The organism is Kitasatospora sp. NPDC018058, assembly GCF_044327205.1.
Taxonomy (GTDB): Bacteria; Actinomycetota; Actinomycetes; order Streptomycetales; family Streptomycetaceae; genus Kitasatospora.
In genome coordinates, this window is the sequence record NZ_JBIRFA010000036.1 from 35,536 (window position 1) to 50,657 (window position 15,122).

A 15,122-nucleotide genomic window follows, 5' to 3' on the forward strand; every position below is an offset into this window, starting at 1 on the left:
GGCGCCGCCGGTGACCGGCCGACTGTCCCGAGAGAAGGCGAGAAGGAAGGGCCATGACCAGAGAAGGACTGCGCGTCACCGTCCAGGGCGACCTGCCCCACGGCGTGATGGAGAGGATCGGGGATTCGGTGCGACGGGCCGTCCTCGACGAGGTCGCGGAACTCGATCTCGCGCCCCCGCTTGTCGAGGTGCCGTTCGGCGAGCACCACTCTCCCCACAACCCGGTGGACGCGGTGGACGCGGTGATCCGGCGGCCGGGTCCGATCGGGATCGTCATGGCGCCGGAGGAGTAGTGGACGCCGGAACCGGTGCGGCCGGGACCGGGGCGACGTGCCCGAGCAGCCTCTGCGCTCCGGGCCACCTGCTGCTCGGCATCGTCCGGCCCAACGGGACCGTCGCCGCGCTGCGCCGCCCGCTGACCGTGGACGCCGAGTTCGCGGCCCGGGCCTCCGCTCCCGGCCTGCGTCCGCCCGAGGCACGGTTCCGCTTCGCCGGTCCCTGCGTCGGGGCGGCCTGCGGTCAGTGGGAAGCGGAGCGGTGCACGCTCGGCGACGCGCTGGCCGCCGCCGCGCAGGAGATCGGCGCGGACGACGCGGGCGGCCCGCTGCCTCCGTGCGCCGTTCGCCCGACCTGCCGCTGGTGGCAACAGGGCGGCCCCGCCGTGTGCCACGTCTGCGACCGGATCGTGCACACCTCGAAGGCGGCTGGCGAGGCCTCCCCCGTCCCCCGCCGCCCCTGACCCGGGACGGCGGGGGCCCGCCGCTCTCCCCCGGCCCGCCCGTCGAGCGCAACCGGCAACCGCCCGGGTGCCGATGGTCGGCACCCGGCTGCCCACCTGGACGGTCCTGGTCACATCGAGGCACCTGTCGTCCCGGCATCACCATCCGAGCGGCTGCACCTGGCCGAGCGGGCTCCGAGGAGCGCGGTCGGCGGGGCCCGGCACGAGGGGCGCGATGACGTGCTGGGTCGGGTTGGTGCCGTCGTCGTTGTCGTCGCCCGAGTTCACCGAGACGGTGATCGAGCTTGTCCAGGACACCACGCCGAGGAGGATGAAGGCGACGAGCAGGCCGCGCCCGGCGCCGCTCAGGACCAGCGGGCGGGTGGCCGACACCGGGCCGTCCGGCTCGCTGCCCGGCTCCTCGCCGAACAGGCGCTTGGGGTAGGCGGAGGAGAGCATCACCAGGTAGGCGGCGTAGCGCATCCGGTAGCGCAGGATCGCGGCCGTCGCCTCGTACAGCGGCTGCGGCATCCGGCCGAGGACCAGCACCACGAACCAGATGATGAACGACACCATCCACCACCCCGCGTACACCAGGCCCTGCACGATCGAGGCCGGGATGACGAGGATGATGCGGAACAGGACGGCGAGCCGGTTCAGCTCACCCGGCCGCAGCCCGACCTGTACCGGGTAGTCGGGGGTCCGGAACCGGAACGGCGGGTAGCGGTCCACGGTGAGCATCAGGTACGCGGTGACACGGGTCTCGTACGGGACGAACGCGGTCAGGTAGTCCGCGACGAAGCCGGGCAGCCGGCCGAGGACCAGCGCGCCGAACCAGCCGATGACGGTGACGAAGAACGCCACCACCGACAGCACCCACACCACCACGAACTGGGGGATCAGCAGCAGGGCGCGCAGCAGCACCGTCCAGCGGTTCTGCGGGCCGGGCGCCGGCATGTCCAGCACCGGGAGCCACTCGCGGCTGACGGGGGCGGGGGGTGCCTGCCACATCCGGGCCTCCACGGTCTCGGGACGACGGGACCCGGCGGTCGGGGGCGGCCGGGTGCCCTCCGAAGATCGCAGCACCCCGCCCGCGCCGCGCGCCGTGCTGCGCCGGACGGGTCAGCCGGCCGATGCGACCCGGCCACCCCCGACCCCGCCGGGTCCCGAGGAAAACCTCAGACGACGTTCCAGTCGTTCGAGTCAGGGGTGCCGGAGGCCGTCGTGGGCGGCGAGGGCGGAGGCGACGCCGCCGGGGCTTCACCAATGCCGACCTGACGGTACGTCAGCCCATTAGACTCGCCATCCGTCATCTGACCAGCGCAAATGGCGAACCGCTGGTGCGGTACCAGAAAACCACGTCGAGAGGGGCAGTGCGTTGAAGGTGGTCGAGATCATCCCTGGTTCCCCGTGTTGGGCACAGCTGAGCGCCCACGACCTACCCGCAGCCCAGCAGTTCTACGGGGAACTGTTCGGCTGGACCGCCGAGACCGACCCGGACCCGCAGTACGGCGGCTACACGACCTTCTCCCACAACGGCGCGCCCGCCGCGGCCGTGGCCCCGCTGATGAACCCGCAGCAGCCGGTGATGTGGCTGCTGTCCTTCGCGGCCGACAACGTCGACGACACCTGCGCGGCCGCCAAGGAGGCGGGCGCCCAGGTGTGGATGGGGCCGATGGAGGTCGGTGACCTCGGCCGCTGGGCGCTGCTCAGCGATCCGACCGGCGCGCCGTTCGCCGTCTGGCAGGCCCGGAGGTTCACCGGCTTCGGTGTGGTGGACGAACCGAACGCCTTCGGCTGGAGCGACCTGTCGACCCGGGACAGGGACGCGGCGGTCACCTTCTACAAGGGTGTCTTCGGCTGGCAGGTGTGGCCGCACGACATCTACCCGATGGTCGGTCTGGCCGACCGGATGTTCGGCGGTGTGATGGCCATGGACGCCTCCTTCCCGCCGGAGGTCCCCTCCCACTGGAACCCGTTCTTCCAGGTCGCCGATGTGGACGCGTCCGCCGCGACCGCGACGCGTCTCGGGGCCGCGGTCCTGCACGGGCCCGTCGATGTGGAGATGGAGAACGGCCCGAGGATCGCGGTGTTCCGCGACCCGCAGGGTGCCACCTTCGGCGTCTTCGCCCCCCGCGCCGACAGCTGACCTGCGTCGGCCGACGCGTGCTCCGGCCGCCGTGTCGAGGCGGGCAGGCACCCACTCCGCCTCGACACGGCGGCTCGCAGCTCGGGTTCCGGGAGTCCGAACCCTGCGCGCCAGCGGCGGAGACGGTCCGTCGGGCACGTCAGGAACGCCGTCAGCGGGCGGCGGCGCGGGCGTGCGGGCGGGCGAGGTTGTCGGGGTGGAGGATCTCGCCGAGTTCCGTCTCGGTGAGCAGGCCCCGGCGCAGTACCAGGTCGTGGACGGAGGCGCCGGTGGTCAGTGCCTCCTGGGCGATGGCGGTGGCGTTCTCGTAGCCGATGTGCGGGTTGAGGGCGGTGACCAGGCCGATCGAGTGCCCGACCAGGTGGGCGAGGTGGTCGCGGTTGGCGGTGATGCCGGCCACGCAGCGCTCGGCGAGGGTCCGGCAGCCGGCCCGCAGGTGGGTGAGGCTCTTCAGCAGGCTGTGCGCGATGACCGGTTCGAAGGCGTTGAGCTGGAGCTGGCCGGCCTCGGCGGCGAAGGTGACGGTCAGGTCGTTGCCGATCACCTCGAACGCGATCTGGTTCACCACCTCGGGGATCACCGGGTTGACCTTCCCCGGCATGATGCTCGAACCCGCCTGTACCGCGGGAAGGTTGATCTCGCCGAGGCCGGTACGCGGACCGGAGGAGAGCAGCCGCAGGTCGTTGCAGGTCTTGGAGAGCTTCACGGCGATCCGCTTGAGCACGCCGGACAGCTGGACGAACGCGCCGGCGTCCTGGGTCGCCTCGACCAGGTCTCCGGCGACGACCACGGGGATGCCGGTGATGGCGCCGAGGTGGGCGCAGGCGGTGGCCGCGTACGCGGGGTGGGCGTTGAGACCGGTGCCGATGGCGGTGCCGCCGAGGTTGATCTCACGGATCAGCTCGCAGGCCTCGGCCAGTCGACCGCGGTCCTCCTCCAGCATGACCGCGAAGGCGGCGAACTCCTGACCGAGCGTCATGGGTACGGCGTCCTGGAGCTGGGTGCGGCCCATCTTGAGGACGTCCGCGAACTCCTCCGCCTTGGCGGCGAACGCGTCCCGCAACTCGGCCATGGTGTCGAGCAGTTCGCGGGCGGCGAAGTGCAGGGCGACCTTGACCGCGGTCGGGTAGACGTCGTTGGTGCTCTGGCCGGAGTTGACGTCCTCCAGCGGGTGCAGGAAGCGGTACTCGCCCTTGGCGTGGCCGAGGATCTCCAGCGCGCGGTTGGCCACGACCTCGTTGGCGTTCATGTTGGTCGAGGTGCCCGCGCCGCCCTGGATCACGTCGACGACGAACTGGTCGTGGAACCGCCCGCCGCGGATCTCCTCGCAGGCCTGGGCGATCGCCTCGGCCTTGCGGTTCTCCAGCAGGGCCAGGTCCCGGTTGGCCAGCACGGCGGCCTGCTTGACGCAGGCCAGCGCGGTCACCAGCGACGGGTAGGCGGAGACGGGGGTGCCGGTGATGGGGAAGTTCTCCACCGCCCGCAGCGTGTGGACCCCGTAGTACGCGGAGGCCGGGACGTTCCGCTCGCCCAGCAGGTCGTGTTCGGTACGGACCTCGGGCCCGGCATCGGAATCGGCATCGACGTCGGTGCCGGCGCCGACGGGCACGGTGGAACTGCTGGGGGCAGGCTGCATGGGGTTCCGTTCCTGGGGTTGGAGACTCGGTGGCCACGGCGACTTTCGGGCGCGGACCGCCGTGCTGGGCGCGGGCCGCGCGGCACCGCGTACGCAAGATTAGGCCGAATCGTCCGCAATCGGTTTGCCGATTCAGGCCCGATGTGGCTCACCACGTGGTGGATAATCGCGTCATGGACCATATCGACAGGGCAATCTTGCGCGAGCTCCAGCTGGACGGCCGACTGACCATCCAGGAGCTCGCCCAGCGGGTCGGCCTCACGTCGTCCCCGTGCATGCGACGCGTGCGTCAGCTCGAACAGGACGGGGTGATCGAGGGCTACCGCGCGATCGTCAACCCGAACGCGGTCGGCCGCGGCTTCGAGGTGCTCGTCTCGGTCGAACGCGACACCCGCTCGGTCGCGGCCTTCGAGGCCGAGCTGTCGGAGATCCCGGACGTCGTCGAGGCCTACCGGCTGATGGGCAGCCCCGGCTGCCTGCTGCGCGTCGCGGTCGCCGACCTCGCGGCCTACGAGAAGCTCTGGACCGACCGGCTCACCACCCTCACCGGGGCCACCGCCGTCAACTCGCAGATCATCATGAAGCCGATCAAGCAGCCGCGCGGCCTGCCGGTCGACCGTTGAGCCACACCCGCGGGTCAGCGGAAGGAACAGGTGACGCGGGTCAGCTCCTCTGATCCTCTGACACCGCGGGCTCCCTGGCGGAGCCGTGCGGTGGTGCCCGTGGGCGTTGCTCCGATGGGGTGCTCCGGCGTCGCACGGAAGAGGGGGCGCCTCGACCTGCGCTCCTGTGGAGGCGTTTCGCACTAGGTTGCCCGATATGGACGGCAATCAGGGTTACGACAGGTCCGCGGACCGCATGCCGGACCGCAGCTCCTGGGTGCGGACGAGTACGCCCGAACCGTCGGCCGGCGAGCGGGCCGCACGGGTCGTCGACCGGCGGCTCCCGCTCATGGAGGCGGGCAGGGAACTGCTGCGCAAGGTGTTCCCCGACCACTGGTCGTTCCTGCTGAGCGAACTGGCGCTGTACAGCTTCGTCGTCCTGCTGCTGACCGGGGTCTTCCTCACCTTCTTCTTCACCCCGAGCATGGGCGAGATCGTCTACGACGGCTCCTACCTGCCGCTGCGCGGCGTCCGGATGTCCGAGGCCTACGCCTCTACCCTGCACATCAGCTTCGAGGTGCGCGGTGGCCTGCTGGTCCGCCAGATCCACCACTGGGCCGCGCTGCTGTTCGTCTCCGCGATCTGCGTGCACCTGCTGCGGGTGTTCTTCACCGGCGCGTTCCGCCGCCCGCGCGAGCTGAACTGGGTGATCGGCGTGACACTGTTCAACCTCGCGCTGCTGGAGGGGTTCTCCGGCTACTCGCTGCCGGACGACACCCTGTCGGGCACCGGGCTCAGGATCGCCGAGGGCGTCCTGCTCTCCGTGCCGGTCGTCGGCACCTACCTCAGCTTCTTCGCCTTCGGCGGCGAGTTCCCCGGGCACGCGATCATTCCGCGGCTCTTCTCCATGCACATCCTCCTGGTGCCCGGCCTGCTGCTGGCGCTGATCGGGGCGCACCTGACGCTGGTGGTCGTGCTGAAGCACACCCAGTGGGCGGCGCCGGGCCGGACCAACCGGAACGTGGTGGGGCTGCCCTTCTTCCCACAGTTCCTGGCCCGCACGATCGGCCTGGCGTTCACGGTGGCCGGTGTGCTGGCCCTGTCCGCCCTGCTCGCGGAGATCAACCCGATCTGGCGCTACAGCGCCTACCGGCCCGACATCGCCGGGGCGGGTGCGCAGCCCGACTGGTACATCGGGTTCATCGAGGGGGCACTTCGGCTGATGCCCGCCGCGGAGACCGGGGTGCTGGGGCACACGGTGTCGTGGAGCGCGTTCCTTCCCGCCCTGGTGGTGCCCGGTCTGCTGTTCGGGGTGCTGTTCGTCTACCCCTTCGTCGAGCGGTGGATCACCCCGGGCAGCGGGGAGCACCACCTGTGCGACCGGCCGCGCGACAAGCCGACCCGCACGGCGTTGGGGGTCGCCGGGATCGCCTTCTACACGGTGCTGCTGGTCGCCGGCGGCAACGACGTGATCGCGTACACCTTCGGTGTCTCGGTCAACGCCCTCACCTGGGCGCTGCGGGCGGCGCTGATCCTGCTGCCGCCGCTCTCCTTCGTGCTCACCCGGCGGCTCTGCCTCGCCCTGCAGGCCAGGGACCGCGCCCGACTGCTGGACGGGGACGAGACCGGCCGGATCGACCAGTCGATCGACGGCGGTTTCAGCGGGAACCGCCGCCCGGTGCCGGCGGCCGAGCGCCACGCGATGCTGGTGCGCGACGCGCCGCTGCCGCCGCAGCCGTCGGCGGGGGCGCCGCGAACGGAGCGGGTGCGGGCCGCGCTCGGCTCCTGGTACTACGGCGACCGGGTCGCCCTGCCCACCGTGGAGCAGGAGGAGGGCCGCGTCGAGGCCGTCCTCACCGCCCCGGCCCACCCGCGCCCCGCGACGGCGCCCGCGGCCCCCGAGGCCGGCCGACTGGGCCGGCTGCTCCGGAGGGTCAGGCCCCGCCGTCGTCGTGGTCCCGGTACTGGAAGATGAAGCCGAACACGGCGAGTGCGAGCACCAGCGCGCCGAAGACGATCAGCCACCGGGCGAAGACCAGCCCGAGCGCGAAGGCGGCCAGGCCCGCCGCCGCGAGCACGGGATAGCCGCTGCGGGGCGGGAAGAAGCCCACCGGGCCGGCGGTCTCCGCGATCTCGGCGTCCTTGCGGTCCTGGGCCCGGCCGCCGCCGCTCCGCTGGTGCTGGATGAACCAGAACAGCGCGACCAGTCCCGACATCAGGAAGGCCACGGTCAGGATCGCCTTGCCGGCCGGTTCGCGGGCCCAGAACCCGTAGATGAGTCCGGTCACCGCGAAGAACACCGTCATGACGGCGAACAGCCATCCCTCGGCCTTCATCGCCCTTTCCCCCGTCCGTCCCGGCGGCCGTACGGCAGGTCGGCTCCGCCGCTCGACTCCGCCTCCGTCGGGACCTCGGGGTGGTGCAGGTCGAACGCCGGGGACTCGGAGCGGATCCGGGGCAGCGCGTGGAAGTTGTGGTGCGGCGGAGGACTGGAGGTGGCCCATTCGAGTGACCGGCCCCAGCCCCACGGGTCGTCCTGGGTGATCCGGGCGCCGTGCCGGGTGGTCGTCCAGACGTTGTAGAAGAACGGCAGGTTGGAGATCCCGAGCAGGAACGCGCCGACCGAGGCGACCACGTTGAGGGTGGTGAAGCCGTCCACGTCCAGGTACGTCGCGTAGCGGCGCGGCATCCCCTGGGCGCCCAGCCAGTGCATCACCAGGAAGGTGGTCTGGAACCCCGTGAAGAGGATCCAGAAGTGCACCTTCCCCAGCCGCTCGTGGAGCATCTTCCCGGTCAGCTTCGGCCACCAGAAGTAGAAGCCCGCGAAGGTCGCGAACACGACCGTCCCGAACAGGACGTAGTGCAGGTGGGCCACCACGAAGTAGCTGTCGGTGACGTGGAAGTCGATCGGCGGCGCGGCCAGCAGCACCCCGCTCAGGCCGCCGAACAGGAAGGTCACCAGGAACCCGATCGACCACAGCATCGGGGTCTCGAAGGACAGCGAGCCCTGCCACATCGTCCCGATCCAGTTGAAGAACTTCACCCCGGTGGGCACCGCGATGAGGAAGGACATCATCGAGAAGAACGGCAGCAGCACCTGCCCGGTGGCGAACATGTGGTGGGCCCACACCGACATCGACAGGGAGGTGATGGCGATGGTCGCGCCGATCATCCCGTAGTAGCCGAACAGCGGCTTGCGGCTGAAGACCGGAAGGATCTCGCTGACGATGCCGAAGAACGGCACCGCGACGATGTACACCTCCGGGTGGCCGAAGAACCAGAACAGGTGTTGCCACAGCAGTGCCCCGCCGTTCGCCGGGTCGAAGGCGTGCGCGCCGAACTTGCGGTCCGCCTCCAGCAGCAGCAGGGCGGCGGTCAGCACGGGGAAGGCCAGCAGCACCATGATCGACGTGAACAGCACGTTCCAGGTGAAGATCGGCATCCGGAACAGGGTCATGCCCGGCGCCCGCAGGCAGGTGATGGTGGTGATGAAGTTGACCGAGCCCAGGATCGTCCCGAGACCGGCCACCACCAGTCCGAGCGCCCACAGGTCCGGGCCCGTCCCCGGTGAGTGCTCCGCCCCGTTCAGCGGCGCGTAGGCGAACCAGCCGAAGGCGGGAGCCCCGTCCGCGGTGAGGAAGCCGCTCAGCACGATCAGCCCGCCCAGCAGGAAGGCCCAGTAGGTGAAGGCGTTCAGCCGGGGGAAGGCCACGTCGGGTGCACCGATCTGCAGCGGCATGATCGCGTTGGCGAAGCCGGCGAAGGTCGGGGTGGCGAACAGCAGCAGCATGATCGTGCCGTGCATGGTGAACATCTGGTTGTACTGCTGATTCGACAGGAACCCGGTGTCGGGGCCCATCAACTGTGACCGCATCAGCAGCGCCATGAGGCCGCCGACCAGGAAGAACCCGAAGGCCGTCGCCAGGTAGAGGTTTCCGATCACCTTGTGGTCCGTGGTGAACAGCCAGCGCAGCAGCGTCCGGCCACGCCGGACGCGGACGTGTACGCGGGACGGCGCGGTGTCAGACGCACTCATGAAACCTCCGCAGCGAAGCCGATGACGCACCCCCCGGGCCCGTCGTCCGCCACGGAGTACGCGGCTTCGCGCGCCGGGAGCGACCCTAGCGGCGGCCGACCGGCGCGTCGGGACGCCACGCTGCGCGATCGCGGTCGCCGCCGCCCGGGGTCCGCCGTCCGAGTGTGGATCCTCCCGAAGGCCACGGGCTGCCCCGGCTTCCCGCACCCGGGGCGCCGCCCGACGTCAACGCAGCAGCACGGCGAGCAGTTCCGCGAGGGTCGGGCCGGCGTCCGCCGGATGGCGCAGCTGCTTGCCCGCGATCACGTGATAGTGGTTGACCCGCCCCTGGCGCTCGTGGGTGAGGTAACCGGCTTCTTCCAGGTCGGCGATGATCCGCTGCACCGCCCGCTCGGTGAGCAGGCACCGGGCGGCGATATCGCGCACTCTGATGCCGGGGTCGCGGGCGATCTGCACCAGTACACGGGCGTGGTTGGTGAGGAACGTCCACCCCAGACCCGCCGGCCGGTCGATCATAGTCTCAGCGTACGACCAGGTTTTCGTGCTCGCGGATGTGCGTGAACACCGGAACCCGGGGGGGTGTCGGCGGCGTGCAGGGGTCCGTCGACGTCGACGGACCCCTGCACCGTGCCCATCTGCGCCCCGTCGCGTGACTGCGGCCGGGCCGATCCCGGCGGACCGCACGTGGGCCCGGCCGGTACCCGGTGTAACCATCCCACTGGGTCCGGCCCGGTGGCCGGCCGTGGTGTCGCGGGGTTGCATGGGGGTGACCTAGCCCCGAGACCCGGAGGTCGCCGTGTACGAGATGTGGGCCGAGCACGACCCGGCGGTGTCACCGCCCGGACTGGTGTGGCACGTGGTGGCCAAGGACGACGCCACGGCGTCGCTGTGCGGGCGGGTCCTCGAACCCTCGCAGCGGGTGGTTCCGACCGACAGCGGTACCGGCCCGGCGCTGCCGGACCGGTACTGCGACCCCTGCCTGGTCACTGTCCGTGAGGTGATCTCCGCTACCGATCTCTGACGCCCCCCTCGGGGCATCGGCACCGCGTGGAGGCCCGGATACCGGGCCCCTGCGCCCGGTGCGCCGAGGACGGTGGCGATCTCGTCGGTGATCTCCACCTGGAGGAAGCCGTCCGCGCTTCGACGACGTCCCGGCACGGGTCCTCCTTGCCGGTGCGCTCGTTGACCCGCTTGTTGCGCGCCCGGCCACCGACGCCCTTCACGCCCCGTCCCGTGGACGGCCCCCCGCAGCGCGGCTATCCGCTGCGGGGGGCCGGAAACGCCCGGCGGAGGGGAAAGTCAGCCGACTTCCTCCGGTTCGTCCGCCCAGCCGGGCGCGTCGCGGTCCTCCAGCTCCTCGCGCAGCCAGGTCAGCGTGGCACTCAGCAGCCGGGAGACGTGCATCTGGGAGACCCCGATCCGGTCGGCGATCTCGGACTGCGTTCGGCCCTCCCAGAAGCGGAACTTGAGGACCTTCTGTTCGCGCTCGGGCAGTCGGGCGAGGAGCGGGCGGACGGCGGTGCGGAAGTCGGCGAGTTCGATGCCGGGGTCGCAGCTGCCGAGCCGGTCCACCAGCGTGCTGCCGCTCTCGTCGGTGTCCTGGTCGCGCAGCGCGTCCAGGGAGCTGGGGCGGTAGACCCGGCCGGCCACCAGTCCTTCGACGGCCTGCTCGACGCTCAGGTGCAGGCCCTCGGCGATCTCCTCGGGCTGCGGGAGGCGGCCGAGCTCCTGTTCCAGCCGGTCCGAGCCGCAGGCCACGGTCAGGTACAGCTCCTGCATGCTGCGGGGGACCCGGACCGGCCAGGAGGTGTCGCGGAAGAAGCGCTTGATCTCCCCGGCGATGGTGGGGATGGCGTACGTCACGAACTCGACGCCGCGGTCCGGGTCGTAGCCGTCGACGGCCTTGATCAGACCGATCGTGCCGACCTGCAGGATGTCCTCCATGTCCTCCGCGCGGTGCCGGAAGCGGGCGGCGACGAAGCGGACCAGCGGCATGTTGAGCTCGATGATCGTGCCGCGTACGTAGCTGTAGGCGTGGGTCTCCCGCGCGAGGCCGTGCAGGCGCTCGAACAGCGCGTCGCTGAGCTCACGCGCCTCGGTCTTGCCCATCGAACGCAGTTCGGCCTCGGTCGGTCTCGGCGGCAGGTCTGGCGGGGTGCCTGAGGGTACGGCGACGTCCTGATCGCCGGGGTGAGCTGTTTCCAGCGGGATGCACACTGCTTTCTCCTGGCATCGGGGGAACGCCCGGCAACGCCCGCGGGCCGGCGCTCACGCGCCGGAGGGGGCTTCTTCCTCAGGGCCTCCGCCGGGTTCTTCGGAGGCCCCGGTGACACCTGGTTCCGGTGCCGGGCGGCCGGTCGCTGCCCGACCGCCGCATGGACGTTCTACCCGATACACGACATCGAATTCATGTTTCAGACGGTTTCTTGTGGTTTCTCCGGGTATGCGCGCCCAGGCAACCGCCTCGACACGAGAGGAGGGGCGGCCATGCCCCGATAGTCCAGCCGCGCCGCAGCCCAGGGGGGGCGCCCTGGCGACTCAAGGCCGGCGCCGCGCTCTGGGGCCTTCGGCTGCGCCTCAGGCCAGGGCCTTGGCCTGCCAGTACCCGAACTGCTGGAGCGGATCGCCGTCGAGCGACCACGGCCAGGCGGTGACGGTGTCGCCGATCCGACGGAAGGTGTCACCGGCCTCGCGCACGCGGCCGGCCTGGACCAGGGCGTAGGCGAGCAGGTTGAGGTCGGCCAGGGCCGCCGCGTGGCGCAGGCGGCCCTCGCGGGGCCAGGTGGCCAGTGCGGTGTCCAGCGCGCCGGCGGCCCGGATGTGCGTCCACTGGCGGCGGGCCATCAGCGCCTCGACGCCGCCCTTCGCCGTCGTGCGGGCGTGCTCGTCGACCAGAGCGGTCAGCTCGACGCCCACGACCGGTGCGACCGGCGGCACCGAGGCGCGGAGCGTTTCCACGAATTCCAGCTGACTGCTGCGCGAGCCGCACTCCTCCGGCGACAGGTAGCGCAGCATCTGCAGATAGGCCTCGCGGTTCCAGGGATCGCGCGCGCTCACCTCGGCCCAGACGGCGAACAGCTCGCGCGACTCGGCCCGCATCAGGCGCAGGATCCCGAGCAGCACCACCCAGGGCTCCGGATCGGCGGGAACGGCGTCGGCGGCACGGTAGCAACACTCGGCGGCCGCCCAGGCGTCCGCCATGCCCCCGGCCTGCCGGCCGCGGACCAGCTCGACCCACGCGTCGAAGACCAGCGGGTCCGCACTGCGCGGGCGGCGCCGACGCCAGGACCGGGCGAACGTCGACGTCGCGGCGGCCTCGGCGAGCACGGCGAAGCGGTGCCCACGGCGGTCCCAGTCGGTGCCGGCCTCCTGGAGCAGCCGCTCGACCTGGTCGATCTGGATGTCGTCCGGCCCCAGCCGCCCGACGGAATTCAATTGTCGCCGCACGCGGCCGAGTTGGACGTCATCGAGTTCCGTCCGCACGCGCGGACCGGAAGTGCGGAGTCTTCGGAATATCGACACGCGCCGCAGCGTAGGACGCTGGAGGAAATTCGGAAAGCCCTCGAGAGCGAATTGTTATTCAAAGGCTGGCGGGCCGGCGTAGTGATCTTCATGAGAAAAGTGATTTCGCGTCAGTAGAAAAGAGAAAAGCCCGCCACCGCCCCGCGCGCTCAGGACGCGGGCGGATATCCGCGGGTGCGCACGAGGTCTCGGGTGAGGCGGGTGAACGCGCGCGTGGCGGCGCTTTCGTACGCGTCGGCGCGCCGCAGGAGCGTGACGACCCGGGCGGGAAGGGCGGGGTCGAGCGGGACGGGGACGAGGCGAGGGTGGTCGTGGGTGACGGCGTCCGGCAGGACGGTGACGAGCGGCGTGCGCTGGACCACCTCGGTGAGGGCCTGGATGGAGTTGGCCTCGACGGCGATGCGCGGGCTGACGCCGTGCCGTTCGAGGTAGGCGTCGATATGACCGCGGGTGGCGAAGTCGGAGCTGAGCAGGGCCAGTTGCCGATCGTCGAGCTCTCGCACCGGTAGCGGGCCGGCGAGGTCGGCACGGTCGGCGGCGACGTGACGGGGGCCGGTGACCAGGGTGAGCGCCTCGGTGAACAGGGCGGCGGCGGTGATACCGGGCAGATGGGGGCCTCGGAAGGCGATGCCGAGGTCGAACTCGTCGTCCAGCAGGCCGGTTTCGATGCGGCCCTGGGTCGTCTCCCGTACGGTCAGCGTGATGCCGGGGTGGCGGGCGTGGAGTTCGGCGGTGAGCGGTCCCACGAGGTACGCCGTGAACGTGGGGGTGACCGCCAGCCGCAGTTGCCCGCGCGAGAGGTCCTGCACGTCGTGCACGGCCCGCTCGGCGGCGGCCAGGTCACGCAGCGCGCTGCGCGCGTGGTGGGCGTACGCCTCGCCGGCGTCGGTGAGGCGCACGGTGCGACCGGTGCGGTCCAACAGTTGCGTGCCGAGGGTCCGCTCGAGCTGCTTGATCTGCTGGGACAGCGTGGGCTGGGAGATGCGCAGGCCCTCGGCCGCGCGGGTGAAGTTGCCGTGCTCGGCGACGGCGAGCAGGTAGCGCAGGTGACGCAGTTCCGGGGAGGCCATGGGCACAACTATAGATGGCATCAATAACAACTATGGATGATGCGTCTTGGACACTATAGATGCAGGTCATGCACAGTGGATCTCGCCAGGCCCCACGGGCCGGGCCGCCACGAAAGGGAGTGACCCCGTGCATGACCTCGCCAAGGGCGTCGCGCGTTTCCAGCAGGACGTCTTCCCGGCCAGGAAGGAGCTCTTCGCCCATCTGGCCACCCACCACACACCCCACACACTGTTCATCGGCTGCTCCGACGCCCGTGTCGTCCCCGAGCTGATCACCGGGTGCGAGCCCGGCGAGCTGTTCGTCATCCGTACGGCCGGCAACCTCGTCCCCGCTCACACCCCCGGTGCCGACGGTGTCGCGGCGAGCGTCGAGTACGCCGTCGCCACGCTGGGCGTGCGGGACATCGTCGTCTGCGGGCACTCCGCGTGCGGCGCGATGACCGCCCTCGCCCACGGCCACGACCTGAGCGGCGCGCCGGCGGTCGCCGACTGGCTGCGGCTCGCCGCGGCCTCAGCGGCCCGTACCGCCACCACCGCGGACGTGCCGGCCCTGGTACGGCAGAACGTGCTGGACCAGCTGGCGAACCTGGCCACCCACCCGGCGGTCGCCCGCGCCCTGGCCGAGCGACAGGTCACCCTGCGCGGCTGGGTCTTCGACATCGCCACCGGCCGCGTCGAGGAACTCCGGATCGTCGGCTCCACCGCCCCGGTCGCCGCCTGACCTCAACGCCCTTCCCAGGCCCGCCCGTTCAGTGCGGACGGCGCCCCTCCCCCTGAACCCGCCCGCTTCGCGCACCCGATGCGCGAAGGGGCACACCGTGAAAGGAACCACCCATGGTGCACGCCCAGTTCGACCCCGCCACCCGCCAGGCGCTGGCCGCCGCCGCGGTCGAGGCCAAGACGCGCAAGGACCTCACCTGGCAGCAGATCGCCGACGCCTCCGGCCTGTCGGTCGCCTTCACCACCGCCGCCGTGCTCGGCCAGCACCCCCTGCCGGAGAGCTCCGCGAGGGCGGTCGCCGAACTGCTGGGCCTCGACGAGGACGCGGCGATGCTCCTGCAGACCATCCCCACCCGCGGCTCGATCCCCGGCGGCATCCCCACCGACCCGACGATCTACCGCTTCCACGAGATGCTCCAGGTCTACGGCACCACCCTCAAGGCCCTGGTCCACGAGCAGTTCGGCGACGGCATCATCTCCGCGATCAACTTCAAGCTCGACGTGAAGAAGGTCGCCGACCCCGAGGGCGGAGAGCGCGCCGTCATCACCCTGGACGGCAAGTACCTGCCGACCAAGCCCTTCTGATCGATGCCCACGGCGGGACGGGCCGCGACCTTTTCGCTGTGGATTGACTCCGAGGCGACGTCAGTCCGGACGTGCCACGTCGGC

The 15,122-nt window shown here is 71.1% G+C and carries 16 protein-coding genes; 8 read left to right on the forward strand and 8 right to left on the reverse strand.

All coding sequences use genetic code 11. The features are described 5' to 3' along the window. Nucleotides 1-53: 53 nt before the first annotated feature. Both ACH4E7_RS34955 and ACH4E7_RS34960 read left to right on the forward strand, forming a co-directional pair. Nucleotides 54-293, forward strand: a complete 240-nt coding sequence (locus tag ACH4E7_RS34955) for a hypothetical protein (protein ID WP_396253191.1) — start codon at nt 54-56, stop codon at nt 291-293. Then, nucleotides 293-739: a hypothetical protein gene (locus ACH4E7_RS34960; RefSeq protein ID WP_396253192.1), complete on the forward strand. Its 447-nt coding sequence runs from the start codon at nt 293-295 to the stop codon at nt 737-739. The genes ACH4E7_RS34955 and ACH4E7_RS34960 overlap by 1 nt, the downstream gene beginning before the upstream one ends. Nucleotides 740-877: 138 nt before the next feature. Here the strand turns inward: ACH4E7_RS34960 and ACH4E7_RS34965 are convergent, their stop codons facing one another. Further along, a complete protein-coding gene (locus ACH4E7_RS34965) occupies nt 878-1,729 on the reverse strand; it encodes a DUF4389 domain-containing protein (protein ID WP_396253193.1) in 852 nt (283 codons plus the stop codon). 373 nt (nt 1,730-2,102) lie between these two features. Here ACH4E7_RS34965 and ACH4E7_RS34970 point away from each other — a divergent pair, with 373 nt between their 5' ends. Next, nucleotides 2,103-2,867: a VOC family protein gene (locus tag ACH4E7_RS34970; protein WP_396253236.1), complete on the forward strand. Its 765-nt coding sequence runs from the start codon at nt 2,103-2,105 to the stop codon at nt 2,865-2,867. Between the two features lie 151 nt (nt 2,868-3,018). On the opposite strand, the gene aspA is transcribed toward ACH4E7_RS34970, so the two are convergent. After that, nucleotides 3,019-4,503 carry an aspartate ammonia-lyase gene (aspA, locus tag ACH4E7_RS34975; RefSeq protein WP_396253194.1) on the reverse strand — a complete coding sequence of 495 codons (1,485 nt, stop codon included), beginning with the start codon at nt 4,501-4,503 and terminating at the stop codon, nt 3,019-3,021. A gap of 173 nt (nt 4,504-4,676) precedes the next feature. Here aspA and ACH4E7_RS34980 point away from each other — a divergent pair, with 173 nt between their 5' ends. Then, nucleotides 4,677-5,126: an Lrp/AsnC family transcriptional regulator gene (locus tag ACH4E7_RS34980; RefSeq protein ID WP_396253195.1), complete on the forward strand. Its 450-nt coding sequence runs from the start codon at nt 4,677-4,679 to the stop codon at nt 5,124-5,126. Between the two features lie 235 nt (nt 5,127-5,361). Continuing rightward, on the forward strand, nt 5,362-7,080 hold the full coding sequence (locus ACH4E7_RS34985; RefSeq protein WP_396253237.1) for a cytochrome bc complex cytochrome b subunit: 1,719 nt from the start codon (nt 5,362-5,364) through the stop codon (nt 7,078-7,080). On the opposite strand, the gene ACH4E7_RS34990 is transcribed toward ACH4E7_RS34985, so the two are convergent. From ACH4E7_RS34990 to ACH4E7_RS35000, 3 genes are all read right to left on the reverse strand, one after another. Continuing rightward, nucleotides 7,040-7,441, reverse strand: coding sequence for a cytochrome c oxidase subunit 4 (locus ACH4E7_RS34990; RefSeq protein ID WP_396253196.1), 402 nt, complete (start codon nt 7,439-7,441; stop codon nt 7,040-7,042). The genes ACH4E7_RS34985 and ACH4E7_RS34990 overlap by 41 nt on opposite strands. Continuing rightward, nucleotides 7,438-9,141, reverse strand: coding sequence for a cytochrome c oxidase subunit I (gene ctaD / locus ACH4E7_RS34995; protein WP_396253197.1), 1,704 nt, complete (start codon nt 9,139-9,141; stop codon nt 7,438-7,440). The genes ACH4E7_RS34990 and ctaD overlap by 4 nt, the downstream gene beginning before the upstream one ends. A 225-nt stretch (nt 9,142-9,366) precedes the next feature. Further along, nucleotides 9,367-9,657: a helix-turn-helix transcriptional regulator gene (locus ACH4E7_RS35000; protein ID WP_396253198.1), complete on the reverse strand. Its 291-nt coding sequence runs from the start codon at nt 9,655-9,657 to the stop codon at nt 9,367-9,369. A gap of 280 nt (nt 9,658-9,937) precedes the next feature. Here ACH4E7_RS35000 and ACH4E7_RS35005 point away from each other — a divergent pair, with 280 nt between their 5' ends. Continuing rightward, on the forward strand, nt 9,938-10,162 hold the full coding sequence (locus tag ACH4E7_RS35005; RefSeq protein ID WP_355675121.1) for a hypothetical protein: 225 nt from the start codon (nt 9,938-9,940) through the stop codon (nt 10,160-10,162). A 278-nt stretch (nt 10,163-10,440) separates the two neighbouring features. Here ACH4E7_RS35005 and ACH4E7_RS35010 read toward each other — a convergent pair whose 3' ends face one another. From ACH4E7_RS35010 to cynR, 3 genes are all read right to left on the reverse strand, one after another. Continuing rightward, complete coding sequence (locus ACH4E7_RS35010) at nt 10,441-11,358, reverse strand: SigB/SigF/SigG family RNA polymerase sigma factor (protein WP_396253199.1); 918 nt, start codon at nt 11,356-11,358, stop codon at nt 10,441-10,443. A gap of 360 nt (nt 11,359-11,718) precedes the next feature. Continuing rightward, on the reverse strand, nt 11,719-12,624 hold the full coding sequence (locus ACH4E7_RS35015; RefSeq protein WP_396253200.1) for a hypothetical protein: 906 nt from the start codon (nt 12,622-12,624) through the stop codon (nt 11,719-11,721). 188 nt (nt 12,625-12,812) lie between these two features. Beyond that, entirely contained in the window at nt 12,813-13,733 is a 921-nt protein-coding gene (gene cynR / locus ACH4E7_RS35020) for a transcriptional regulator CynR (protein WP_396253201.1), read from the reverse strand. A 127-nt stretch (nt 13,734-13,860) separates the two neighbouring features. Here cynR and ACH4E7_RS35025 point away from each other — a divergent pair, with 127 nt between their 5' ends. Beyond that, nucleotides 13,861-14,454, forward strand: a complete 594-nt coding sequence (locus ACH4E7_RS35025) for a carbonic anhydrase (RefSeq protein ID WP_396253202.1) — start codon at nt 13,861-13,863, stop codon at nt 14,452-14,454. Between the two features lie 113 nt (nt 14,455-14,567). Continuing rightward, nucleotides 14,568-15,038, forward strand: coding sequence for a cyanase (cynS, locus tag ACH4E7_RS35030; protein ID WP_396253203.1), 471 nt, complete (start codon nt 14,568-14,570; stop codon nt 15,036-15,038). Nucleotides 15,039-15,122: the final 84 nt, after the last annotated feature.

Excerpts from the sequence above, each read along its gene's own strand:
- ACH4E7_RS34955 (WP_396253191.1), top strand. The coding sequence starts at position 54 with ATGACCAGAGAAGGACTGCGCGTCACCGTCCAGGGCGACCTGCCCCAC.
- ACH4E7_RS34980 (WP_396253195.1), top strand. The coding sequence starts at position 4,677 with ATGGACCATATCGACAGGGCAATCTTGCGCGAGCTCCAGCTGGACGGC.
- ACH4E7_RS34965 (WP_396253193.1), bottom strand. The coding sequence starts at position 1,729 with ATGTGGCAGGCACCCCCCGCCCCCGTCAGCCGCGAGTGGCTCCCGGTG.
- ACH4E7_RS35000 (WP_396253198.1), bottom strand. The coding sequence starts at position 9,657 with ATGATCGACCGGCCGGCGGGTCTGGGGTGGACGTTCCTCACCAACCAC.
- cynR (WP_396253201.1), bottom strand. The coding sequence starts at position 13,733 with ATGGCCTCCCCGGAACTGCGTCACCTGCGCTACCTGCTCGCCGTCGCC.
- ACH4E7_RS34990 (WP_396253196.1), bottom strand. The coding sequence starts at position 7,441 with ATGAAGGCCGAGGGATGGCTGTTCGCCGTCATGACGGTGTTCTTCGCG.
- ACH4E7_RS34985 (WP_396253237.1), top strand. The coding sequence starts at position 5,362 with ATGCCGGACCGCAGCTCCTGGGTGCGGACGAGTACGCCCGAACCGTCG.
- aspA (WP_396253194.1), bottom strand. The coding sequence starts at position 4,503 with ATGCAGCCTGCCCCCAGCAGTTCCACCGTGCCCGTCGGCGCCGGCACC.
- cynS (WP_396253203.1), top strand. The coding sequence starts at position 14,568 with ATGGTGCACGCCCAGTTCGACCCCGCCACCCGCCAGGCGCTGGCCGCC.
- ctaD (WP_396253197.1), bottom strand. The coding sequence starts at position 9,141 with ATGAGTGCGTCTGACACCGCGCCGTCCCGCGTACACGTCCGCGTCCGG.